Origin of the sequence: Mesorhizobium sp. WSM4306, from assembly GCF_007003975.1 — a bacterium.
Lineage (GTDB): Bacteria > Pseudomonadota > Alphaproteobacteria > Rhizobiales > Rhizobiaceae > Mesorhizobium.
The window spans coordinates 64254-86575 of sequence record NZ_VFTC01000002.1; the positions used below are offsets into that span (position 1 = coordinate 64254).

The 22322-nt window shown below is 62.5% G+C and carries 22 protein-coding genes; 18 read left to right on the forward strand and 4 right to left on the reverse strand.

Going from position 1 to position 22322, the window contains the following annotated elements; translation table 11 throughout:
* Nucleotides 1-29: 29 nt before the first annotated feature.
* Together FJV77_RS03960 and FJV77_RS03965 are read right to left on the reverse strand one after the other, a co-directional pair.
* Nucleotides 30-626, reverse strand: coding sequence for a gamma carbonic anhydrase family protein (locus tag FJV77_RS03960; protein ID WP_142865569.1), 597 nt, complete (start codon nt 624-626; stop codon nt 30-32).
* A complete protein-coding gene (locus FJV77_RS03965) occupies nt 623-1141 on the reverse strand; it encodes a MarR family transcriptional regulator (protein WP_142865570.1) in 519 nt (172 codons plus the stop codon). Before FJV77_RS03965 ends, FJV77_RS03960 begins: the two co-directional genes overlap by 4 nt.
* Nucleotides 1142-1339: 198 nt before the next feature.
* On the opposite strand from FJV77_RS03965, the gene FJV77_RS03970 reads away from it, so the two are divergent.
* The 10 genes from FJV77_RS03970 to FJV77_RS04015 all read left to right on the forward strand — a co-directional run bounded on the left by FJV77_RS03970 (nt 1340) and on the right by FJV77_RS04015 (nt 10321).
* Nucleotides 1340-1663, forward strand: a complete 324-nt coding sequence (locus FJV77_RS03970; protein WP_142865571.1) for a septum formation initiator family protein — start codon at nt 1340-1342, stop codon at nt 1661-1663.
* Between the two features lie 195 nt (nt 1664-1858).
* On the forward strand, nt 1859-2905 hold the full coding sequence (pdhA, locus tag FJV77_RS03975) for a pyruvate dehydrogenase (acetyl-transferring) E1 component subunit alpha (protein ID WP_142865572.1): 1047 nt from the start codon (nt 1859-1861) through the stop codon (nt 2903-2905).
* A 15-nt stretch (nt 2906-2920) separates the two neighbouring features.
* Complete coding sequence (locus tag FJV77_RS03980; protein ID WP_142865573.1) at nt 2921-4312, forward strand: pyruvate dehydrogenase complex E1 component subunit beta; 1392 nt, start codon at nt 2921-2923, stop codon at nt 4310-4312.
* 21 nt (nt 4313-4333) lie between these two features.
* A complete protein-coding gene (locus FJV77_RS03985; protein WP_142865574.1) occupies nt 4334-5707 on the forward strand; it encodes a pyruvate dehydrogenase complex dihydrolipoamide acetyltransferase in 1374 nt (457 codons plus the stop codon).
* A 14-nt stretch (nt 5708-5721) separates the two neighbouring features.
* Complete coding sequence (locus FJV77_RS03990) at nt 5722-6147, forward strand: hypothetical protein (protein ID WP_142865575.1); 426 nt, start codon at nt 5722-5724, stop codon at nt 6145-6147.
* Complete coding sequence (locus tag FJV77_RS03995; RefSeq protein WP_142865576.1) at nt 6144-6785, forward strand: SGNH/GDSL hydrolase family protein; 642 nt, start codon at nt 6144-6146, stop codon at nt 6783-6785. Before FJV77_RS03990 ends, FJV77_RS03995 begins: the two co-directional genes overlap by 4 nt.
* A 25-nt stretch (nt 6786-6810) precedes the next feature.
* Nucleotides 6811-8259, forward strand: coding sequence for a dihydrolipoyl dehydrogenase (lpdA, locus tag FJV77_RS04000; RefSeq protein ID WP_142865577.1), 1449 nt, complete (start codon nt 6811-6813; stop codon nt 8257-8259).
* A 102-nt stretch (nt 8260-8361) separates the two neighbouring features.
* Nucleotides 8362-8619 carry a GlsB/YeaQ/YmgE family stress response membrane protein gene (locus tag FJV77_RS04005; RefSeq protein ID WP_142865578.1) on the forward strand — a complete coding sequence of 86 codons (258 nt, stop codon included), beginning with the start codon at nt 8362-8364 and terminating at the stop codon, nt 8617-8619.
* A gap of 208 nt (nt 8620-8827) precedes the next feature.
* Entirely contained in the window at nt 8828-9793 is a 966-nt protein-coding gene (lipA, locus tag FJV77_RS04010) for a lipoyl synthase (RefSeq protein ID WP_142865579.1), read from the forward strand.
* Nucleotides 9794-9859: 66 nt separating this feature from the next.
* On the forward strand, nt 9860-10321 hold the full coding sequence (locus FJV77_RS04015; protein ID WP_142865580.1) for a type II toxin-antitoxin system RatA family toxin: 462 nt from the start codon (nt 9860-9862) through the stop codon (nt 10319-10321).
* Here FJV77_RS04015 and FJV77_RS04020 read toward each other — a convergent pair.
* Nucleotides 10297-10806, reverse strand: coding sequence for a CinA family protein (locus FJV77_RS04020; protein WP_142865581.1), 510 nt, complete (start codon nt 10804-10806; stop codon nt 10297-10299). The two genes, FJV77_RS04015 and FJV77_RS04020, sit on opposite strands and share 25 nt — an antisense overlap.
* Entirely contained in the window at nt 10803-12026 is a 1224-nt protein-coding gene (locus FJV77_RS04025) for a bifunctional 2-C-methyl-D-erythritol 4-phosphate cytidylyltransferase/2-C-methyl-D-erythritol 2,4-cyclodiphosphate synthase (protein ID WP_142865582.1), read from the reverse strand. Before FJV77_RS04025 ends, FJV77_RS04020 begins: the two co-directional genes overlap by 4 nt.
* Before the next feature lie 140 nt (nt 12027-12166).
* Here FJV77_RS04025 and dusB point away from each other — a divergent pair, with 140 nt between their 5' ends.
* From dusB to hflX, 8 genes are all read left to right on the forward strand, one after another.
* Complete coding sequence (gene dusB / locus FJV77_RS04030) at nt 12167-13195, forward strand: tRNA dihydrouridine synthase DusB (protein WP_142865583.1); 1029 nt, start codon at nt 12167-12169, stop codon at nt 13193-13195.
* Nucleotides 13192-14334: a nitrogen regulation protein NR(II) gene (locus tag FJV77_RS04035; RefSeq protein WP_112561770.1), complete on the forward strand. Its 1143-nt coding sequence runs from the start codon at nt 13192-13194 to the stop codon at nt 14332-14334. Before dusB ends, FJV77_RS04035 begins: the two co-directional genes overlap by 4 nt.
* Nucleotides 14331-15788 carry a nitrogen regulation protein NR(I) gene (ntrC, locus tag FJV77_RS04040; RefSeq protein ID WP_112561769.1) on the forward strand — a complete coding sequence of 486 codons (1458 nt, stop codon included), beginning with the start codon at nt 14331-14333 and terminating at the stop codon, nt 15786-15788. The genes FJV77_RS04035 and ntrC overlap by 4 nt, the downstream gene beginning before the upstream one ends.
* Nucleotides 15789-15930: 142 nt before the next feature.
* Nucleotides 15931-18219: a PAS domain-containing sensor histidine kinase gene (locus tag FJV77_RS04045; protein WP_185970183.1), complete on the forward strand. Its 2289-nt coding sequence runs from the start codon at nt 15931-15933 to the stop codon at nt 18217-18219.
* Entirely contained in the window at nt 18209-19570 is a 1362-nt protein-coding gene (locus FJV77_RS04050) for a sigma-54 dependent transcriptional regulator (RefSeq protein ID WP_112561767.1), read from the forward strand. The genes FJV77_RS04045 and FJV77_RS04050 overlap by 11 nt, the downstream gene beginning before the upstream one ends.
* A gap of 102 nt (nt 19571-19672) precedes the next feature.
* Nucleotides 19673-20533: a D-amino-acid transaminase gene (locus tag FJV77_RS04055; protein WP_142865584.1), complete on the forward strand. Its 861-nt coding sequence runs from the start codon at nt 19673-19675 to the stop codon at nt 20531-20533.
* A 145-nt stretch (nt 20534-20678) separates the two neighbouring features.
* Nucleotides 20679-20924, forward strand: coding sequence for an RNA chaperone Hfq (gene hfq / locus FJV77_RS04060; RefSeq protein WP_006202172.1), 246 nt, complete (start codon nt 20679-20681; stop codon nt 20922-20924).
* Nucleotides 20925-22316, forward strand: coding sequence for a GTPase HflX (gene hflX, locus FJV77_RS04065; RefSeq protein WP_142865586.1), 1392 nt, complete (start codon nt 20925-20927; stop codon nt 22314-22316).
* The last annotated feature ends 6 nt before the right edge of the window (nt 22317-22322 follow it).

Genomic DNA, 22322 nt, shown 5'->3' on the forward strand with positions numbered 1-22322 from the left:
GGAACGCTTTCTGCGGCGGCGGAAAGCGCTCAAGCGTTTCCCGTGCGATGTACGCCTAGCGCCACCGAGAGATTTGCAGTGATTTTCTGCATTACATCCGGCAAGTTTCGGTCGACACCGTAGACGAAGCCCGGGAAATCGAGCGGTTTCTGGTGAGACCAGATGGCCTCATGCTGGTCCGGAGGCAGGAGCTGAGCCGGATCGCCCACGGCAATCCAGCCGATCGGTACGACCGTACCAGGCTCGAGGCGGGTGCGCAGGTGAACGATGCCATTGATGCGGACTTCCGATCCGCGCCCTATGTGCGCACCATGGAAAACCGCCGCACCTGTGGCGATAAAAACTTCATCGCCGACCTCTGCGCCAACCATGTGGCTGTTGGGGCCTACGAGGCAATAATTCCCGATAGTACAAGGATGACTTGCTGTGGCCCGGATCACCGCATTCTCCAACACGATACAGTTGCGGCCAATTCGGATCGATCCGCCAGACTCCGCCACAAGGCGGGCGCCATGCATGACCCGGCTGCCGGCGCCAATGACGACATCGCCGGATATTGTGGCATCCGGAGCGGCCCAAGCATCGGGATCGATGGCAGGCGAATGCCCCGCATAGGAAATGATCACCGCTCGCTCTCCTTTCTCTCGATCTCAGCCGCTCGGCAGCCGATCGGGCAAATTTGGGGTCCGCAAAGATCATGCTCGCAGAGGCGACAGGTTGTTCTCGCGAAAGGACGGGAAGTAGTCGCGCCCGCAAGAATCTCGTCCAGCATGGAAACAAAGCGCCGCCGCTCATCCGGTTGCAGCACAGACAGCAATCCGTCGAGCGCGGCGAGCCGGAGGGCTTGCATTTCCCTTACCTGTGCGTGGCCAGTCTCCGTCAGCGTCAGCGGAGTGACACGACCCTCCGGTTTGCCGCGTCCTATCAGCGCCTGCCGTTCCAGCCCGTCGATCAAACGCACGGCAGTCGGTTGACTGACGCCGACGACCTCGGCGAGCTCCGTCGTCATTAACCCCGGTTTGAAGTGCAGCATCGACAGCACCGCCGCCGCGCTCGGCGAAAGCTCTCTCAAGGACGCTTCCGTCCTGTCGCGAATCATGGCGCCGAGCGCGCCAAGTTTGTTGGCGTCTAACAATTGCATAGCGTATGCATATATTACTTGAGGAGAACGTCAACTGCTTTTCGCGCATGCAAGCTGTGACGCAAAGGATGGAGAAGAAAAATCGACGAGGTGGACGCAACTTGCCGGGTGGGCCATTTCCCGCTCGCAAAATCCCGGGGTCCGTAACCGTCCATTAAGCACAATCGGGCGAGATAAGGAGGTCAAAGGATTGCGAGCATGTGGACACGCCAGCACAAGCAGAGAAACACCGGCCGGCTGATCATCCCCTCGCTTTGCGTGGCGTTCCTGGCGTATTTCGGCTTCCATGCCTATCATGGCGAGTTCGGCATCTATTCCAAATACCAGCTCGAAGCGCAGACCGTCGAATTGCAGGCCAAGTACGATGCCATCAAAGCGCGCCGGGTCGATCTGGAGCGGCGCGTCCAGCTGATGCATGAGGGCACGCTTGAGAAGGATATGCTTGACGAGCAGGCGCGCAGGGCGCTCAATCTGTCCCAGGCGGATGAAATTACCATCATGCTGCCGGCTAACTCGGAATAACCTGAATTCAGTTAATCTCCGTTATTTCTAATGATTTTAATCGCTTAGACGCATGACAGCCATGCATTTTTCAGCATGGCGAAACGCTTTCTCGCGTGTTAGCCTCTTCAAATCGGTGGGGAGAGCTGATCTCCCTCGGAGCAGATTTTCGTGCTGCTCTCGTGTCCGCAAAGAGACGCCAACAGGGAGTGATGCATGGCCACCGCCGCCAAAAAAGCGCCTGCCAAATCCGTCAAATCGACATCCGCCAAATCCACGGGGTTTTCCGCCCCCAAGCCAGCCGACTTCACCAAGGACGAGGAGCTTGCCGCCTACCGGCACATGCTGCTCATCCGCCGCTTCGAGGAAAAGGCCGGCCAGCTTTACGGCATGGGCTTCATCGGCGGCTTCTGTCACCTCTATATTGGCCAGGAAGCGGTCGTCACCGGCATGAAGATGGCGCTGATCGACGGCGACCAGATGATCACCGCCTATCGCGACCACGGCCACATGCTGGCGATGGAGCTTTCGCCGCGCGGCGTCATGGCCGAACTGACCGGACGCCGCGGCGGCCTGTCGAGGGGCAAGGGCGGCTCCATGCACATGTTCTCCAAGGAGAAGCATTTTTACGGCGGCCACGGCATTGTCGGCGCGCAGGTCTCGCTCGGCACGGGCCTCGCCTTCGCCAACCGCTACCGCGACAACAACAATGTGTCGCTGACCTATTTCGGCGACGGCGCGGCCAACCAGGGCCAGGTCTATGAAAGCTTCAACATGGCCTCGCTGTGGAAGCTGCCGGTGATCTACATCATCGAGAACAACCGCTACGCCATGGGCACGTCGGTGTCGCGCTCGTCGGCCGAAACAAATTTTTCGCACCGCGGCGCCTCGTTCAAAATCCCTGGCATCCAAGTCGACGGCATGGATGTGCGCGCGGTCAAATCCGCCGGCGACCAGGCGACCGAATGGTGCCGTGCCGGCAACGGACCGATTATTTTGGAAATGCAGACCTATCGCTACCGCGGCCATTCGATGTCGGACCCGGCGAAATACCGCTCTAAGGAAGAAGTGCAGAAGATGCGCTCCGACCATGACCCGATCGAGCAGGTCAAGGCACGGCTGACGGCCAAGAAGTGGGCAAGCGAGGACGAGCTCAAGAATATCGACAAGGAAGTCCGCGACATTGTCGCCGACGCCGCCGAATTCGCCCAGCACGACGCCGAGCCGGATCCGTCCGAGCTCTGGACCGACATCGTATTGTAACGGGAGGGCAAGGACATGCCGATCGAAATTCTCATGCCCGCTCTCTCGCCGACCATGGAAGAGGGCAATCTTTCCAAGTGGTTGAAGAACGAGGGTGACAAGGTTGTCGCCGGCGACGTGATCGCCGAGATCGAGACCGACAAGGCGACGATGGAAGTCGAGGCCGTCGATGAAGGCACGCTGGCCAAGATCGTGGTTCCCGCCGGCACCGAAGGCGTCAAGGTCAACGCGGTGATCGCCGTGCTTGCGGTCGACGGCGAAGACGTCGACAAGGCCGGCGAAGGCGTCGGCGAGGAGCCCGCCAAGGCTGAAGTAGCCGCACCCGCGCCGGCGCCTGCCGCGGCCAAGAGCGAGGCCGCGGCACCTGTCGCGGCGGCCCCGAAAACCGAAGTCGCCACCGATCCAGACGTGCCGGCCGGCACCGAGATGGTTTCGACCACGGTGCGCGAAGCGCTGCGCGACGCCATGGCCGAAGAGATGCGCCGCGACGGTGATGTCTTCGTCATGGGCGAGGAGGTCGCCGAATACCAGGGCGCCTATAAGATCACGCAAGGCCTGCTGCAGGAATTCGGGCCGCGCCGCGTCGTCGACACGCCGATCACCGAACACGGTTTTGCCGGCGTCGGGGTCGGTGCGGCAATGGCCGGCCTGAAGCCGATCGTAGAGTTCATGACCTTCAACTTCGCCATGCAGGCGATCGACCAGATCATCAACTCCGCCGCCAAGACGCTCTATATGTCGGGTGGCCAGATGGGCGCACCGATTGTCTTCCGCGGACCGAACGGGGCCGCCGCCCGCGTCGGCGCCCAGCATTCGCAGTGCTATGCCGCATGGTACAGCCATATCCCCGGGCTGAAAGTGGTGATGCCGTATACGGCGGCGGATGCCAAGGGGCTGCTCAAGGCAGCAATCCGCGATCCGAACCCGGTCATCTTCCTCGAAAACGAAATCCTCTACGGCCAGTCCTTCGACGTGCCGAAGCTCGACGATTTCGTGCTGCCGATCGGCAAGGCGCGCATCCACAAGCAGGGCAAGGACGTCACCATCGTGTCGTTCGGCATCGGCATGACCTACGCAATCAAGGCCGAGGCCGAGCTGCGCGGGATGGGCATCGATGCCGAGATCATCGATCTCAGGTCCATCCGCCCGCTCGACCTCGACACCGTCATTGCCTCGGTGAAGAAGACCAATCGCCTGATCGTGGTCGAAGAAGGTTTCCCGCAGAGCTCGGTCGGCGACCACATCGCCAACCAGGTGTCCCAGCGCGCCTTCGATTTCCTCGACGCGCCGGTCATCACTATCGCCGGCAAGGACGTGCCGATGCCTTATGCGGCGAACCTCGAAAAGCTGGCTTTGCCCAATGTCGGCGAGGTCATCGAGGCGGTCAAAGCCGTCACGTATCGCTGAGCCCGGCGGGAGGACAAACAGATGCCAATCAACATCACCATGCCGGCGCTCTCGCCCACGATGGAAGAGGGCAATCTTTCCAAGTGGCTGGTCAAGGAGGGCGACAAGGTTTCGCCGGGCGACGTGATCGCCGAGATCGAGACCGACAAGGCGACGATGGAAGTCGAAGCGGTCGATGAGGGCACGGTCGCCAAGTTGGTCGTTCCGGCCGGCACCGAAGGCGTCAAGGTCAATGCGCTGATCGCCATTCTGGCCGGCGAAGGCGAGGATGCCGGGGTTGCGGCGAAGGGTGACGGCGATGCCGCGCCCAAGGCCGAGGCTCCGAAAGCCGATGCGCCAAAGGCCGAAGTGCCGAAGCCGGCAACCGCTGCCGCGGCGCCTGCGCCGACGAAAGCAGAAGCGGCGCCAGTTGCTAACGGTCACGCCGCAGGCGATCGTACCTTCGCCTCGCCGCTGGCTCGGCGCATCGCCAAGGATGCCGGCGTCGATGTGTCCGCCGTGACAGGCACCGGCCCGCATGGCCGTGTGGTCAAGGCCGATGTCGAGGCAGCGATTGCCGGCGGTGGCGCCAAGGCGGCACCTGCGGCGAAAGCAGCACCTGCCGGCGCTCCGGCGCCTGCCGCTCCTGCTGCCGCGCCCAAGGCGATGTCGGACGAGCAGGTGCTGAAGCTGTTCGCGGAAGGCTCATACGATCTCGTCCCGCACGACAATATGCGCAAGACCATTGCGCGGCGGCTGGTCGAGGCCAAGTCCACCATCCCGCATTTCTACCTGACGCTCGACTGCGAGCTCGATGCGCTGCTGGCACTGCGCACCCAGCTCAATGCCGCGGCGCCGACGAAGAAGACGGACAAGGGCGAGGCTCCCGTCTACAAGCTGTCAGTCAACGACATGGTCATCAAGGCGATGGCGATGGCGCTGATGGCGGTGCCGGACGCCAATGCTTCGTGGACCGACAGCGCAATGGTCAAGCACAAGCATGCCGATGTCGGCGTTGCGGTGTCGATCCCCGGCGGCCTGATCACGCCGATCATCCGCCACGCCGATGAAAAGACGCTGTCCACCATCTCCAACGAGATGAAGGATCTGGCGAGCCGCGCCCGCAGCCGCAAGCTGAAGCCCGAGGAATATCAGGGCGGCACCACGGCGGTGTCCAATCTCGGCATGTTCGGCATCAAGGACTTTTCCGCCGTCATCAACCCGCCGCATGCGACGATCCTGGCGGTGGGTGCCGGCGAGCAGCGCGCGGTGGTCAAGAACGGCGAGATCAAAATCGCCAACGTCATGTCGGTGACGCTGTCGACCGATCATCGCGCCGTCGATGGTGCGCTCGGCGCCGAACTTCTGGTCGCCTTCAAGCGCATGATCGAAAATCCGATGGGCATGCTGGTCTAGGAAGGGAAAAGGCGGTGCGGACATTCTTCACCTCCTTCATGGCCTTCTTCCTGTCCTTGCTTGTTGGTGCCATCGTTGCGGTGGGACTGGCGATAAACACAGACGCGCACGAGGAATACATTCTCGTTTTCTTCGCGTGCGGGTTAGTCACCACTGTCGTGACGATATTGTTTTTCATTGCACAGTTTTTTCCCAATCCGCTCAAGGCCATCAATTGGGTGGGGTTCGGCACATTCGCCTTGTTCGTGCTGATCGGTTTCGGCTTGATCGGCTGGACTTTTTCCCAACCGCCCGAGGGACGCGATTGGGGAGAGAAGCTGCCAATCATCGCGGGTTTGGTTCTGCCGAGCCTGGTTACGATTGTGGTGCATTGGCTATTCGTAGGCTGGCGGGTTATGCGCGGGCAGCCGGGTTTTGGCAGAGGCGAGGCAAGGGCGTGAAGACAATTCTCTGCTACGGCGATTCCCTGACCTGGGGTTATGACGCTGCGAGCCTCGGCCGCCACGCTCTTGCAGACCGCTGGCCGAGCGTGCTCAAGGCGGCGCTGGACGACGATGATATCGAAGTCATCGCCGAGGGCCTCAACGGCCGCACCACGGCCTTCGACGATCACCTGGCCGGCGCCGACCGCAACGGCGCCAGGCTTTTGCCGACAATCCTGACCAGCCATGCGCCGATCGACCTGATTGTCATCATGCTCGGCGCCAACGACATGAAACCGTGGATCCACGGCAATCCGGTGGCGGCCAAGCAGGGAATTAGCCGGCTAATCGATATCGTGCGCGGCCATGATTATCCGTTCGACTGGGATGCCCCGCAGATCCTGATCGTGGCACCGCCGGCGGTCAGCCGCACGGACAATGCCGAATTCAAGGAAATGTTTGCCGGCGGCGATGAGGCCTCGAAGCGGCTGGCGCCTCAATATTCCATCCTGGCCGACGAGGCCGGCTGCGGCTTTTTCGATGCCGGAACCGTGGCCACGACCACGCCGCTCGACGGTGTCCATCTCGATGCGGAAAACACGCGCAATATAGGTGAGGCATTGGCGCCGCTGGTGCGCGTGATGCTGGAACTCTAGACAAAGACAATCAGGGAGAAACCCCGTGGCAGAATCCTACGACGTCATCATCATCGGCTCCGGCCCCGGCGGCTATGTCACGGCTGTGCGTTCCGCCCAGCTCGGCTTCAAGACGGCGATCGTCGAGCGCGAGCATCTCGGCGGCATCTGTCTCAACTGGGGCTGTATCCCGACCAAGGCGCTGCTGCGTTCGGCCGAGATCATGCACTATTCGGACCATCTCAAGGACTTCGGCCTGAAACTCGAAGGTGGCAAGGTCAGCGCCGATACCGCGGCCGTGGTCGACCGTTCGCGCAAAGTGTCGCTGCGACTGAATGGCGGCGTCGCTTTCCTGATGAAGAAGAACAAGGTCGATGTCATCTGGGGCGAGGCCAAGCTGTCGAAGCCGGGCGAGATCGTCGTCTCCAAGACGGCAAAGAAGCCGATGGAGCCGCAGCCGCCGGTGCCGAAAGGCGTCAAGGGCGAGGGCACCTACACCGCCAAGCACATTATTCTCGCCACCGGCGCCCGGCCGCGCGCGCTGCCCGGCATCGAGCCGGACGGCAAGCTGATCTGGACCTATTTCGAGGCGATGGTGCCGAAGGAGATGCCGAAATCGCTGCTGGTGATGGGCTCCGGCGCCATCGGCATCGAATTTGCCTCCTTCTACCGCACCATGGGCGCCGAGGTGACGGTGGTCGAATTGCTGCCGGCGGTGATGCCGGTCGAGGACGCGGAAGTTTCCAAGTTCGCGCAAAAACAGTTCGAGAAGCAGGGGATGAAGATCATCCTCGAAGCCAAGGTGACCAAGGTTGAAAAAGGCGCCAATTCCGTGACCGCGCATGTCGAGATGAAGGACGGCAAGGTCGAGAAGATCACCGCCGACCGCATGATCTCGGCCGTCGGCGTGCAGGGCAATATAGAGAATCTCGGGCTCGAGACGCTCGGCGTGAAGACTGACCGCGGCTGCGTCGTCGTGGACGGTTATGGCAAGACGAACGTTCCCGGCATCTACGCCATCGGCGATGTCGCCGGACCGCCGATGCTCGCGCACAAGGCCGAGCATGAGGGCGTGGTTTGCATCGAGAAGATCGCCAATTTCCCCGGCGTGCACGCCACCGACAAGCTGAAGATCCCGGGCTGCACCTACTGCAACCCGCAGGTCGCCTCGGTCGGCCTGACCGAAGCCAAGGCCAAGGCCGAAGGCAAGGACATTCGCGTCGGCCGCTTCCAGTTCGGCGCCAACGGCAAGGCGATCGCGCTCGGCGAGGACCAGGGTTTCATCAAGACCATTTTCGACAAGAAGACCGGCCAGTTGCTCGGCGCCCATATGGTCGGCGCTGAGGTGACCGAACTGATCCAAGGCTTTGTCGTGGCAATGAACCTGGAGACGACGGAAGAAGAACTGATGCACACAATCTTCCCGCATCCGACGCTGTCGGAGATGATGAAGGAAAGCGTGCTCGACGCCTATGGGCGCGCGCTCAACGCATGATAAATTGCTGCCGCGAGACTCAGACGCATGCGCCGGAGGAACCTTGCGGCAAGACAGTTCGTTTCCGGGTGCATTTTCACCTGACGCAGGAGGAGTTGGCATATGCATATGAATGGCGTCGGCTGGATATCAGCCATTATCATCGGCGGCCTGGCCGGGTGGCTGGCAGAGATGGTCATGAAGAGCAACACCGGCATCTTCATGAACATAATAATGGGCATTGTCGGCGCGGTGGTTCTGAACGCGATATTGCAGGCTCTCGAAGTCAGCGACTTCGGTGTCGGCCGGTGGGCTTATCTGATTACGGCCTTCATCGGCGCCTGCCTGCTGATCTTTGCAGGGCGACTCATTCGCCGATAAAACGGCTCGCCGTTTTATCTCCTTCTTCAGACGCAATTCCGGACGGAAAACCGTGTCACACTTTTCCTGGAATTGCTCTGGATCCCCGCTATGCGAAAACGGCTGTGGCGGCATGCGCCGCCGCGGCCTTTTTCTTTGCCCCGAAAAGTCTTAAGTGACGTTCTAAAGGCTGACGCCGACGGGCGGACGCCAACAAGTCAGGTTTGAGATGGTCACCGTCCTCGACACGATCGCCAACGCGCCGCGCCTGCGGCATCCCGAGAAGGCGCACAAGCCCGACCAGGATGTGCTGCGCAAACCCGACTGGATCCGCGTCAAGGCGCCGGTGTCCAAGGGCTATGCCGAAACACGCGAGATCGTGAAATCGCATAAGCTGGTGACGGTGTGCGAAGAGGCCGGCTGCCCCAATATCGGCGAGTGCTGGGAAAAGAAGCACGCCACCTTCATGATCATGGGCGAGATCTGCACGCGCGCCTGCGCCTTCTGCAATGTCGCCACCGGCATCCCGACCGCGCTCGATGCCGATGAGCCGGCGCGCGTTGCGCATGCCGTCAAGCAGATGGGGCTGACCCATGTCGTCATCACCTCGGTCGACCGCGACGATCTCGCCGATGGCGGCGCGCAGCATTTCGCCGAGGTCATCCGGGCGATCCGCGCGGCGACGCCTTTGACCACGATCGAAATCCTGACGCCCGATTTCCTGCGCAAGGAAGGCGCGCTGGAGATCGTCGTCGCGGCAAAGCCCGACGTCTTCAACCACAATCTGGAAACCGTGCCGTCGAACTACCTGACGGTGCGGCCGGGTGCGCGCTATTTCCACTCGATCCGGCTGTTGCAGCGGGTCAAGGAACTCGATCCCTCGATCTTCACCAAGTCCGGCATCATGGTTGGTCTCGGCGAGGAGCGGAACGAGATTCTGCAGCTGATGGATGATTTGCGTTCGGCAAATGTCGACTTCATGACCATCGGTCAGTATCTGCAGCCGTCGAAGAAGCACCATCCGGTGATCCGCTTCGTCACGCCGGAAGAGTTCAGCTCCTTCGCGACGATCGGCAAGACCAAGGGTTTCCTGCTGGTGGCGTCGAGCCCGCTGACGCGCTCCTCGCATCACGCCGGCGACGATTTCGCCAGGCTGCGGGCGGCGCGCGAGGCGCAGCTCAAAAAAGCCAGCTAACGCTCTGCTTTAAGTTATGCATGTCGTTTTCTCAAAACCGGGGCCACTTTTGAGCGACATGCATTAATGCCGAAATTCGAAGCCACTCGCCGCGTTGCCCACACACCGGAGCAGATGTTTGCGCTGGTCGCCGATATCGAGACCTATCCTGAATTTCTGCCGCTGTGCGAGGCACTGACGGTGCGCTCGCGCAAGGAGCGCGACGGCCGCACCATTCTCGTCGCCGATATGAGCATCGGCTACAAGGCGATCCGCGAGACCTTTACGACGCAGGTGCTGCTGAAGCCGGACGAGAACACCATCGACGTCAAATACATCGATGGGCCGTTCAAATATCTGAGCAATATCTGGCGCTTTGAGCCGGCAGACGGTGGCGGATGCAGCGTCCGCTTCTTCATCGACTACGAGTTCAAGAGCCGCATTCTCGGCGCGCTGATGGGCACCATGTTCGACCGCGCCTTCCGCATGTTTTCCGAGGCGTTCGAGAAGCGCGCCAACGTCGTCTACGGGACCACGCCCATTTCGTGAGTGTCGCCGAGCGCACGCAGGCCGATCTCCAGCGCATGCCTGACCGTCTCTCGGCGGATGAAGTCGCGGCCATTGTCGGCAAACATATTGAGCTCGGCGGCCACCGGCCCACCCCTCAGGGCAACCCCGAACCAGACTAGGCCGACCGGTTTTTCCGACGAGCCGCCGCCCGGGCCGGCAATGCCGGTGACGGCAAGCGCCAGGCCGGCGCGCGAGCGGGCCAATGCACCGGCAGCCATTTCCAGAACCGTTTCGCGCGAGACGGCGCCGTGCGCCTCGAGCGTGGCCGCCGAGACGCCGAGCATCTCCATCTTGGCTTCGTTGGAATAGGTGATGAGGCCGCGGTCGACGACGGCCGACGAGCCGGCAATGTCGGTGAGGGCGGCGATGATCATGCCACCGGTGCAGCTTTCGGCGGTCGCCAGCATGATGCCGCGCTGCTGGCAGGCCTGGAGCAGGGCGTTGGCGAGATCGCTATTGCTCATGCCGGCACGTCCCCGGGGAAGACGACGCTCGCGGTGGCGATGGCGGCGATGCCTTCCTCGCGGCCGACAAAGCCGAGTTTTTCATTGGTCGTCGCCTTGATCGAGATGCGATCGCCGGAAATGCCCAGCATTGCCGACAGCGCTTTCGTCATGGCCTCGCGATGCGGGCCGACGCGCGGCGCTTCGCAGATCAGCGTGATGTCGGCATTGGCGATGCGCCCGCCGCGCGCCCGCACCAGCTTTGCCGCATGTTCGACGAAAATTCTTGAAGCCGCTCCCTTCCATTGCGGATCGGAGGGCGGGAAATGCGTGCCGATGTCGCCGGCGCCGCAGGTGGCAAGCAGCGCGTCGGTCAGCGCATGCAGGCCGACATCGGCATCCGAATGTCCCGACAGCTTTTTGCCGTGCGGAATGGCGACGCCGCACAAGGTGACATGGTCGCCGGGTTCGAAGGCATGCACATCATAGCCATTGCCGGTACGGATGTCGGGAAAACGTTCGCCGGTAAGCCGCTGGTCCGCCATCGCAATATCCCTTGCCCAGGTGAGTTTGACATTGTCCGGCGACCCCTGGACGATTTTGACCGGAATATGCGCCCATTCGGCGATCGCGGCATCGTCGGTGAAATCCGTCTTGCCGAGACGATGGGCCTTTTCGTGCGCCGCGAGCAGCGGCCAGAACGGAAAGCCTTGCGGTGTCTGCGCGGCATGAAGACCGGCCCTCGGCACCGTCTCCTCGATCATGCCGGTGGCCGATTCGCGCTTCAGCGTGTCGGCGACGGGGAGCGCCGGCAATGCACCCTGGCGCTCGCCAATGGCCGCGATGGTGCGGTCGATAAGGGCCGCGTCGACAAACGGCCGCACGGCGTCGTGCACGAGGACACGGCCCGGCGCCTGGCTCCTCAGTTCGAGCAGTCCCAACCGAACCGAAGCTTGGCGCGACTCGCCGCCGACCACCGTGGTGACCCGTTCGGGGTTGGTGCCGGCTGCTTTGTCAAAGAGCTGGCGATCATCGGCATGGATGGCGACGACGACGGGGCCGATTGCCGGATGCGCCAGGAATGTCTCCAGCGTGCGCGCAATGACGGCGCGGCCGCCGATGCGTTGATACTGCTTCGGCCCGTCGGCCTGCCCGGCGCGCGCGCCGCGACCGGCAGCGACGATGACCACGCCGACCTTGCCGTCGTCGCCCAAAGCCCGATTATCACTGGTGTCTGTCATTGCGATTGGTGGTAGTCGGGGTAAAAGCCGAAGGCCAGCATTTTCCCAAATGCGCCGCAATGTGACGTCATTGCGCGTTGCACAATGCCTTTCTTATGGCTAGAGAATGTGCAGCAATCCGATATGCTTGGTTTTTGTGCATGCCTGAAGTGACAAAATTGGCTTTGCCGCTTGATGTCGGCGGCGTGACGATCCGCAACCGCGTGTTCCTCGCGCCGATGTCGGGGATAACGGACGAGCCGTTCCGGCAGCGCGCCTACGCGCATGGCGCGGGCCTTGTCGTGTCGGAAATGGTGGCGAGCGGTGAGCTTGCCAAGGGCCGGGCCGGATGCGACCTGCGCATCCGTCATTCCGGGCTGCCCGTCCATATGGTTCAGCTTGCCGGCCGCGAGGCGGTACACATGGCCGAAGGCGGGCGGATCGCCGCCGGTGAGGGCGCCGACATCATCGACATCAATATGGGCTGCCCGGCCAAGAAGGTGACCGGCGGCTATGCCGGCTCGGCGCTTATGCGCGATCTCGACCACGCGCTGTCACTGATCGAAGCGGTGGTTGGAGCGGTCGAGGTGCCGGTCACGGTCAAGATGCGGCTCGGATGGGATGAGAATGCGCTGAACGCGCCCGCTTTGGCGCGCCGCGCTGAAGAGGCCGGCGTCAAAATGGTGACGGTGCATGGCCGCACGCGCTGCCAGTTTTATCAAGGCAAGGCCGATTGGGGCGCGATCGCCCGGATCAAGGACGCCGTCTCAATTCCCGTCGTCGCCAATGGCGATGTCGGCTCGCCGGGGGAGGCTGCCGAAATCCTGGAGCAGTCGGGCGCCGATGCGGTGATGATCGGCCGGGCGCATTACGGCGCGCCGTGGACGGCGGGCAGGATCGCTGCGACGGCTGCGGGCGAGGTGCCGTCCGGCGTGCTGGAAAGCCCGCAAGCCATGGCCGACTACATTGCCGCCCATTACGAGGACATGCTGGCGCTTTACGGCATCGAAAGCGGCTTGCGCCAGGCGCGCAAACATCTCGGCTGGTATCTCGACCGACACGCCGCCGGCGTCACTAACGACCGGCGCAAAGCCATCCTCACCTCGTTCGAGCCTGCCCGCGTCATTGCCCTGTTGCGCGAGGTGTTTTCCGGCGATGGCGACGCCGCACCGTTGCGGAGTGCCGCATGAACGCGCCTGCTGCACCGGGCACCGAGATGGCGGATGCCGCTCATATCGTGCTCAACACCATCCGCCGACCGGTGATCATGGTCGATCCCGACGGGTTCATCACCTACGCCAATGCCGATGCGGAAGATTTCTTCCGCTCGAGCGCGACCATGCTGGCGCGCAACACGCTGTCCAAGCTCATCCCGTTCGGCAGCCCGCTGTTACAACTGGTCGACCAGGTGCGCGAACGCCGCGCGCCGGTCAATGAATACCGTGTCGACGTGTCGTCGCCCCGTCTCGGCATCGAGAAGGTCGTCGATCTCTATGTCGCGCCGGTGCCGGAATTCCCAGGCTCGATCGTGGTGATGTTCCAGGAGCGCTCGATGGCCGACAAGATCGACCGGCAGATGACGCATCGCGGTGCCGCACGTTCGGTCACCGGCCTTGCCGCCATGCTGGCGCACGAGATCAAGAATCCGCTGTCGGGCATACGCGGTGCGGCGCAGCTGCTCGAACTCTCGGCTTCCGACGAGGATCGCGCGCTGACCCGGCTGATCACCGACGAGACCGACCGCATCGTGTCGCTGGTCGACCGCATGGAGGTGTTTTCCGACGAGCGGCCGATCGACCGTTACCCCGTCAACATCCATGTCGTGCTGGATCACGTCAAGGCGATCGCCAAGAACGGTTTTGCCAAAAGAATCAGGATATTGGAGGACTATGATCCATCATTGCCTCCGGTTTTCGCCAACCGCGATCAGCTGATCCAGGTGTTTCTCAACCTGGTCAAGAACGCCGCCGAGGCCATCGGCGGCGACCCGCAAGGCGAGATCGTGCTGTCAACCGCGTTCAGGCCGGGCATCCGCGTTTCCGTCCCGGGAACGCAGGACCGTGTGTCGCTGCCGCTGGAATTCTGCGTGCGCGACAATGGGTCGGGTGTTTCGGAAGACATCCTGCCCATCCTGTTCGACCCGTTCATCACCACCAAGCCGAACGGCTCGGGGCTCGGGCTGGCGCTGGTGGCGAAAATCGTCGGCGAGCATGGCGGCATCATCGAATGCGATTCGACGCCGCGCGGCACCACCTTCCGCATCCTGATGCCGGCCTGGAAAGAAGCACCGAACGACACTGCAGATGAAGGCGAAGGAGACCGCAAATGACGGTTCGCGGCAATATTCTCGTCGCCGACGACGATGCGGCCATCCGCACCGTGCTCAACCAGGCGCTGTCGCGCGTCGGCCATGAGGTGCGCGTGACCTCCAACGCCTCGACGTTGTGGCGCTGGGTGGCGGCGGGCGAGGGCGATTTGGTCATCACCGACGTCGTCATGCCTGATGAAAACGCGTTCGACATGCTGCCCCGCATCAAGAAGGCGCGGCCCGAGCTGCCGGTCATTGTGATGAGCGCGCAGAACACCTTCATGACTGCGATTCGAGCTTCCGAAACAGGAGCGTACGAGTATCTGCCGAAGCCGTTCGACCTGACCGAGCTGCTCAGCATCGTCAACCGGGCGCTGTCCGAGCCGCGGCGGCCGAAGATCGATACGCGGCCGGACGAACAGCCTGACGCCATGCCGCTGGTCGGCCGCTCGGCCGCCATGCAGGACATCTACCGCATGCTGGCGCGCATGATGCAGACCGATTTGACGGTGATGATCTCGGGCGAATCCGGCACCGGCAAGGAATTGGTGGCGCGCGCGCTGCACGAATATGGCCGCCGCCGCGGCGGGCCGTTCGTCGCCATCAACATGGCGGCGATCCCGCGCGACCTGATCGAATCGGAACTGTTCGGTCACGAGAAGGGCGCCTTCACCGGAGCGCAGAACCGCTCGACCGGCCGTTTCGAGCAGGCCGAGGGCGGCACGCTGTTCCTCGACGAGATCGGCGACATGCCGATGGAGGCGCAGACACGGCTGCTGCGCGTCCTGCAGCAGGGCGAATACACCACAGTCGGCGGACGCACCCCGATCAAGACGGATGTGCGCATCGTTGCCGCCACCAACAAGGATCTGCGCACGCTGATCAACCAGGGGCTTTTCCGCGAGGATCTGTTCTATCGCCTGAACGTCGTGCCGCTGCGGCTGCCGGGCTTGCGTGAGAGGTCGGAAGACATTCCCGATCTGGTGCGGCATTTCTTCAAGATCGGCGCCAGCGAAGGCTTGCAGACCAAGCGCATTTCGACCGGCGGCATCGAACTGATGAAGCGCTATCCCTGGCCGGGCAATGTGCGCGAACTGGAAAACCTGGTGCGCCGGCTTGCCGCGCTCTACTCGCAGGACGAAATATCCGCCGAGATCATCGAAGCCGAGCTGAAGACAGGCGAAAGGCCGGTCGTTCCCGGCGGCGGCAACCTGATCCCGGACGATCTGTCCATCGGCCAGGCGGTGGAGCACTTCCTGCAGCGCTATTTTGCCTCTTTCGCCGGCGAATTGCCGCCGGCCGGCCTCTATCAGCGTATCCTGTCCGAGGTCGAATATCCGTTGGTGCTGGCTTCCATGACGGCAACGCGCGGCAACCAGATCAAGGCGGCCGAATTGCTGGGTTTGAACCGCAACACGCTGCGCAAGAAGATTCGCGAACTCGGGGTCAACGTCTACAAATCGTCGAGATCGTGAGCGCGTACCGCTCGAAGTGACGCGTGGTCATCCCCTTTTCAGGGGATCGGCGGCCGAAAGTTTCCCTCGCGGCCACACTTGTTGCATAATCGCCACAATGCGTTGCATACATCCGACGCAATCACTGGCTTTAGACGGCGACATGGCTTCGCAGGCTCTTACATCAAACGAACCGCTTTTCAGCAGACCCGGCGGAAGGGATGGACGCCGGTTGCTTGCGCTGCCCGGTGTCGTCGCGATCGCCGGTGCGCTGGTTACGGCGGCAATCTCATTTGCGATCCTCGTCGGCGCGACGCCGATCACGCCGGACGCAAACACGACGCTGACGCTGATCGCGGTCAACGCCGTGTTTGTGCTGGCGCTGATCGCCCTGGTCGGCCGCGAGGTGCATCGCATCGTCATGGCGCGCCGGCACGGCAAGGCGGCATCGCGGCTGCATGTGCGCATCGTGGCGATGTTTGCGCTGGTCGCCGCCATCCCCGCCATCATGGTGGCCATCATTGCCTCGATCACGCTCGATATCGGCCTCGACCGCTGGTTCGAGATCCGCACCAAGACGATCGTCAACTCGTCGCTGTCGATCGCCGACGCCTATGTCCAGGAAAATGCTCGCAATCTTCAGGGCACGACGCTGTCGATGGCTTACGATCTCGACGCTTCACGTACGCTTTACGGCCTCGATCGAACCGGTTTTCTCGACCTGATGAACAAGGAAGCCGTGGGCAGGACCCTGGCGCATGCGGCGCTGATCAAGCCGGATGGCTCCTTCGTCATGAGCGCGAAGACCGATACGAATTTCGCCATGCCGGAGCCGCCGGAAGGGGCTGTCGCGAGCGCGGCCGACGGCAAACCGGTGCTGATCGAGCCGAAGACGCGCAACATCATGGGCGCCATCGTAAAATTGCGGGAGATCGAAGGCCTCTATCTCTACACCATTCGCCTCGTCGACCCCCAAGTGATCAAGGCGCGGCAGATCGTCCAGTCCAACACCGCGGAATATCGCGGCCTGGAAGATAACAGGCGGACCTCGCAGGTGGCGTTCGCGCTGCCCTACCTGTCGCTGACGCTGATCATCATCCTGTCGGCCATCTGGACCGGCATAGCGGTGGCCGACCGCCTGGTGCGGCCCATTCGCCAGCTCATCGGCGCGGCTGACGAGGTTGCCACCGGCAATCTCGATGTCGCTGTGCCGGTGCGGCCTTCCGACGGTGATGTCGCCTCGCTTGGCGATACGTTCAACAAGATGCTGCTCGAGCTGAAATCGCAGCGCAACGAGATCTTGTCGGCCAAGGATTTGATCGACGAGCGGCGGCGTTTCTCGGAAGCGGTGCTGGCCGGCGTCACTGCCGGCGTCATAGGCGTCGATCCCTACGGTATCGTCACCATCGTCAACAAGTCGGCCGAAACGATGCTGGCCATATCGGCGACGGCAGCGCTCGGGCAGAACCTGTCGGCCGTGCTGCCGCATGTCGGCCGCGTCTTCGAGATCGGCCGCAAATCCGGCAAGCCGGTCTATCGCGAGCAGGTCACCTTCTATCGCGCCGGCGCCGAGCGGACCTTCAACGTACAGATCACCATCGAGGCCGGCGATGACGGCTCGGAGGAGAAATCCTATGTGGTGACGGTCGACGACATTACCGACCTGGTCCAGGCGCAGCGCTCGTCTGCCTGGGCGGATGTGGCGCGGCGCATCGCCCATGAGATCAAAAACCCGCTTACGCCGATCCAGCTCTCGGCCGAGCGCATCAAGCGCCGCTACGGCAAGGTCATCACCGAGGACCGCGAGGTTTTCGACCAGTGCACCGACACCATTATCCGCCAGGTCGAAGATATCGGACGCATGGTCGACGAATTCTCCGCCTTCGCCCGTATGCCGAAGCCGGAGATGAAGGCGATCGATCTGCGCGAGGCGCTGCGTGAGGCCTCTTTCCTGGTGGAAGTCAGCCGTGCCGACATTGCTTTCGAGCGCGTTTTCGGCAGCGAGCCGCTCAAGGGCACCTTCGACAGCCGGCTGATGGCGCAAGCCTTCGGCAATGTCATCAAGAACGCCGCTGAGGCCATTGATGGACTTGATTCAAAGGATCGTTCGGACGGCACAATTCGGATTCAAGCCCGGCGCCAAGATGGCGCCATACGAATCGACGTTATCGATAATGGCAAAGGGCTGCCGCGCGAGAATCGCCAAAGGTTGCTCGAGCCCTATATGACGACGCGCGAGAAGGGGACCGGGCTCGGTCTCGCCATCGTCAAGAAGATCGTGGAAGACCACGGCGGCCGACTCGAACTGCACGATGCGCCGCCGGATTTCCATGGTGGGAGAGGTGCGATGATCTCGATCATCCTGCCACCCGCTGCCGCAACCGCGCCGCCACGCGGTCAAGGCGAAACGGGACACGAAAGAGAAACTGAAAAGGTCGGTAATGGCGTCTGATATTCTCATCGTCGATGACGAGGAAGACATCCGTGAACTCGTCGCGGGCATATTGAGCGACGAAGGGCATGAAACCCGCACGGCATTCGATGCCGACAGCGCGCTGGCGGCAATAGCCGATCGTGCGCCGCGGCTGATTTTCCTCGACATCTGGCTGCAGGGCTCGCGCCTGGACGGGCTGGCGCTGCTCGACGAGATCAAGACGATGCATCCGAGCCTGCCGGTGGTGATGATCTCCGGCCACGGCAATATCGAGACGGCAGTGTCGGCCATCCGCCGCGGCGCCTATGATTTCATCGAGAAGCCGTTCAAGGCCGACCGGCTGATCCTGATTGCCGAGCGGGCGCTCGAAACGTCGAAATTGCGGCGCGAGGTCTCCGACCTCAAGCAGCGCAGCGGCGAAACCTTCGACCTGATCGGCATGTCGTCGGCAATGAGCCAGTTGCGCCAGACCATCGAACGCGTTGCGCCGACCAACAGCCGTGTCATGATCATCGGCCCGTCCGGTTCGGGCAAGGAGCTCGCCGCGCGCGCCATCCACACGTTGTCGGCGCGCAAGGGTGCGCCGTTCGTGACGCTGAGTGCTGCCAACATCACGCCCGAACGCATGGAGATCGAGCTGTTCGGCACCGAATCCAACGGCACCGAGCGCAAGGTCGGCGCGCTGGAGGAGGCCCACCGCGGCATTCTCTACATCGATGAAGTCGCCGACATGCCGCGCGAGACGCAAAACAAGATCCTGCGCGTGCTGGTCGAGCAGCAGTTCGAGCGGGTCGGCGGCACCAAGCGGGTCAAGGTCGACGTCCGCATCATTTCCTCGACCTCCCAGAACCTCGAAGCGATGATCGCCGACGGTCGTTTCCGCGAAGACCTCTATCACCGTCTGGCGGTGGTTCCGGTCATGGTGCCGGGCCTGGCCGAGCGGCGCGAGGACATTCCGTACCTCGTCGACAATTTCATGAAGCAGATTGCGCGCCAGGCCGGCATCAAGCCGCGTCGCATCGGCGACGACGCGCTTGCCGTGCTGCAGGCGCACAACTGGCCGGGCAATGTCCGCCAACTGCGCAACAATGTCGAACGGCTGATGATCCTGGCGCGCGGCGACGATGTCGATTCACCAATCACCGCCGACCTGTTGCCATCCGAGATCGGCGATGTCATGCCGCGTACGCCGAACCAGTCCGACCAGCACATCATGGCGCTGCCGCTGCGCGAAGCCCGCGAACAGTTCGAGAAGGATTATCTGATCGCCCAGATCAACCGCTTTGGCGGCAACATCTCGAAGACGGCGGAGTTCATCGGCATGGAGCGTTCCGCGCTGCACCGCAAGCTGAAGTCGCTGGGGGTCTGATCCCCATTGTTATTGGGCCAGCGAGCTGTGGCCCAGCAATTGCCGGTTACGGCAGCGGCGGAATCGCCTAAAAATACCGGGACTGTTCTGAGGGATCACTGAATGCCGCGCATTGCCTATGTGAACGGGCGCTATGTCGCCCATGCCGACGCTGCCGTGCATATCGAGGATCGCGGCTACCAATTCGCCGACGGCGTCTACGAGGTCTGCGAGGTGGCGCAAGGCTTTATCGTCGACATGCCGCGGCATCTTGCCCGGCTGAACCGCTCGCTCAGCGAACTGTCGATCGACTGGCCGGTCACCAAGGGCGTGCTGCCGCTTCTCCTGCGCGAAGTCGTGCGGCGCAATCAGGTCGTCAACGGCCTGGTCTATGTCCAGGTCACGCGCGGCGTCGCCAGCCGCGACTTCGTTTTCCCTAGTGATACACTGTCGTCGCTGGTCATTACGGCCAGAAAGGCCGACCCGGCGGCGGCCGCAAAGCGGGCCGAGACCGGCATCAAGGTCATCACTGTGCCGGAAAATCGCTGGGATCGGGTCGACATCAAGAGCACCGGCCTGCTTCCCAATGTGCTGGCCAAGCAAAAGGCGAAGGAAGCCGGCGCGCAGGAAGCATGGTTCGTCGACACCGACGGCAACGTCAAGGAAGGCGGCTCGTCGAATGCCTGGATCGTTACGCGTGACGGTGTTCTGGTGACCCGGCCGGCCGAGCACGGCATCCTGCGTGGCATCACCCGCACCACCATGTTCGAGGTGGCGGCCAAGCTCGGTTTGAAGATCGAGGAACGCGGTTTTTCGGTCGCCGAGGCCAAGGCGGCGCGCGAAGCTTTCATCAGTTCGGCAACGACAATCGCCATGCCGGTGGTGGCAATTGACGGCGCCTCGGTCGCCAATGGCCATCCGGGTTCGGTAACACTTTCCTTGCGGCAGGCCTTTTTTGACGTTGCGGAAAAAAGTCCAGCCTGATAACCGCACAGATGGACTGCACATCAATATATCTCGTTCTGGTTGTCGTTACTGACGGCAAGGGGGTGTTTGCAAGCTTGACATGTGCCCGCTAATTTGGCGCACTGGCCTGCAAACCGAAGGGGATCGGCGAAAGACAAGAACAATGGCGGAACGATCGCAAAACCTTCAGGACCTGTTCCTGAATTCTGTTCGCAAGAGCAAAAATCCACTCACCATCTTTCTCATCAACGGCGTCAAGCTGACCGGCGTGGTCACTTCCTTCGACAATTTCTGTGTTCTGCTGCGGCGCGACGGCCACTCCCAGCTCGTCTACAAGCATGCCATTTCCACGATCATGCCGAGCCAGCCGGTTCAGATGTTCGATGGCGAGGAAAGCCAGGGCGCCTGATTGCCACGTGAGAAAGACGCGGACCGAAGCGTTCGCGGGAAACCAGCGCATCACCCCGGGACGGAAGCCAATGGTCCGACCCGGGCGGTTGTTATTGTGCCGGTGCTTGCCCGGCACCAGCGCAGCGATGACGACACAAATCGTCCGCGGCTGACGCGTTCGGCGGACGCGCGCCACGACGAAGCGGTCGGCCTTGCCCGCGCCATCAATCTCGATCTGATCCACACGGCTGTGATGACCGTCAACGATCCACGCCCCGCAACCTTGCTCGGCAGCGGCAAGGTCGCGGAGTTCGCCGAGATCGTCAAAGAAGGTCACGCGGAGGTTGTCATCGTCGACCATCCGCTGACGCCGGTGCAACAGCGCAATCTCGAGAAGGAATTCAACGCCAAGGTGCTCGACCGCACCGGGCTGATCCTTGAAATCTTCGGCGAGCGTGCGCGCACCAAGGAAGGCACGCTGCAGGTCGAGCTTGCCCATCTGAACTACCAGAAGGGCCGCCTGGTGCGCAGCTGGACCCACCTTGAACGCCAGCGCGGCGGCGCCGGCTTCCTCGGCGGCCCCGGCGAAACCCAGATCGAGTCGGACCGGCGGCAGTTGCAGGAAAAGATCATCAAGCTCAAACACGAGCTGGAAACGGTGCGCCGCACCCGCGACCTGCACCGCGCCAAGCGCAAGAAAGTGCCGTTCCCGGTGGTGGCGATCGTCGGCTACACTAATGCCGGCAAGTCGACGCTGTTCAACCGGCTGACCGGAGCCGACGTGCTGGCCGAAGACATGCTGTTTGCCACGCTCGACCCGACGCTGCGACGCGTACGCCTGCCGCACGGGACGCCGATCATCCTGTCGGATACGGTCGGCTTCATTTCGGACCTGCCGACGCATCTGGTCGCCGCCTTCCGGGCCACACTGGAAGAGGTGGTCGAGGCGGACCTGGTCATCCATCTGCGCGATATTTCGGATCCGGACACCGCCGCGCAGGCTGAGGACGTTGAACGCATCCTGGCCGATCTCGGCGTCGATGCCGGCAATGCCAAGCGGGTCATCGAGGTGTGGAACAAGGTCGACCTGCTCGACGACGGCAACCGGGAGCGCCTGCTTGCCGATGGCGCCGATGCCAACAAGGCGCCGCCGATCGCCATCTCCGCCATCACCGGCGAGGGGATCGATGCGCTGAAGGCGCTGATCGAGATCAGGATGTCGGGCGAACTGGAAGAGCTGACGGTGACGATCGAGCCAGCGCAGTTCGGGCTCGTCGACTGGCTCTACCGCAATGGCGACATCGTTTCGCGCACCGACAATGAGGATGGCAGCGCGACCATCGCGCTCAAGGCCACGCACACAGCCCGGCAAGAGATCGAAAGCCGATTGCACCGCAAAAACAGAGCGTAAGCCTGC

Excerpts from the sequence above, each read along its gene's own strand:
- FJV77_RS04005 (WP_142865578.1), top strand. The coding sequence starts at position 8,362 with ATGCATATGAATGGCGTCGGCTGGATATCAGCCATTATCATCGGCGGC.
- FJV77_RS04035 (WP_112561770.1), top strand. The coding sequence starts at position 13,192 with ATGAACGCGCCTGCTGCACCGGGCACCGAGATGGCGGATGCCGCTCAT.
- hfq (WP_006202172.1), top strand. The coding sequence starts at position 20,679 with ATGGCGGAACGATCGCAAAACCTTCAGGACCTGTTCCTGAATTCTGTT.
- ntrC (WP_112561769.1), top strand. The coding sequence starts at position 14,331 with ATGACGGTTCGCGGCAATATTCTCGTCGCCGACGACGATGCGGCCATC.
- FJV77_RS04055 (WP_142865584.1), top strand. The coding sequence starts at position 19,673 with ATGCCGCGCATTGCCTATGTGAACGGGCGCTATGTCGCCCATGCCGAC.
- lipA (WP_142865579.1), top strand. The coding sequence starts at position 8,828 with ATGGTCACCGTCCTCGACACGATCGCCAACGCGCCGCGCCTGCGGCAT.
- FJV77_RS03970 (WP_142865571.1), top strand. The coding sequence starts at position 1,340 with ATGTGGACACGCCAGCACAAGCAGAGAAACACCGGCCGGCTGATCATC.
- FJV77_RS04045 (WP_185970183.1), top strand. The coding sequence starts at position 15,931 with ATGGCTTCGCAGGCTCTTACATCAAACGAACCGCTTTTCAGCAGACCC.
- FJV77_RS03965 (WP_142865570.1), bottom strand. The coding sequence starts at position 1,141 with ATGCAATTGTTAGACGCCAACAAACTTGGCGCGCTCGGCGCCATGATT.
- pdhA (WP_142865572.1), top strand. The coding sequence starts at position 1,859 with ATGGCCACCGCCGCCAAAAAAGCGCCTGCCAAATCCGTCAAATCGACA.
- dusB (WP_142865583.1), top strand. The coding sequence starts at position 12,167 with ATGCCTGAAGTGACAAAATTGGCTTTGCCGCTTGATGTCGGCGGCGTG.
- FJV77_RS04015 (WP_142865580.1), top strand. The coding sequence starts at position 9,860 with ATGCCGAAATTCGAAGCCACTCGCCGCGTTGCCCACACACCGGAGCAG.
- FJV77_RS04020 (WP_142865581.1), bottom strand. The coding sequence starts at position 10,806 with ATGAGCAATAGCGATCTCGCCAACGCCCTGCTCCAGGCCTGCCAGCAG.
- FJV77_RS03980 (WP_142865573.1), top strand. The coding sequence starts at position 2,921 with ATGCCGATCGAAATTCTCATGCCCGCTCTCTCGCCGACCATGGAAGAG.
- FJV77_RS04050 (WP_112561767.1), top strand. The coding sequence starts at position 18,209 with ATGGCGTCTGATATTCTCATCGTCGATGACGAGGAAGACATCCGTGAA.
- FJV77_RS04025 (WP_142865582.1), bottom strand. The coding sequence starts at position 12,026 with ATGACAGACACCAGTGATAATCGGGCTTTGGGCGACGACGGCAAGGTC.
- FJV77_RS03985 (WP_142865574.1), top strand. The coding sequence starts at position 4,334 with ATGCCAATCAACATCACCATGCCGGCGCTCTCGCCCACGATGGAAGAG.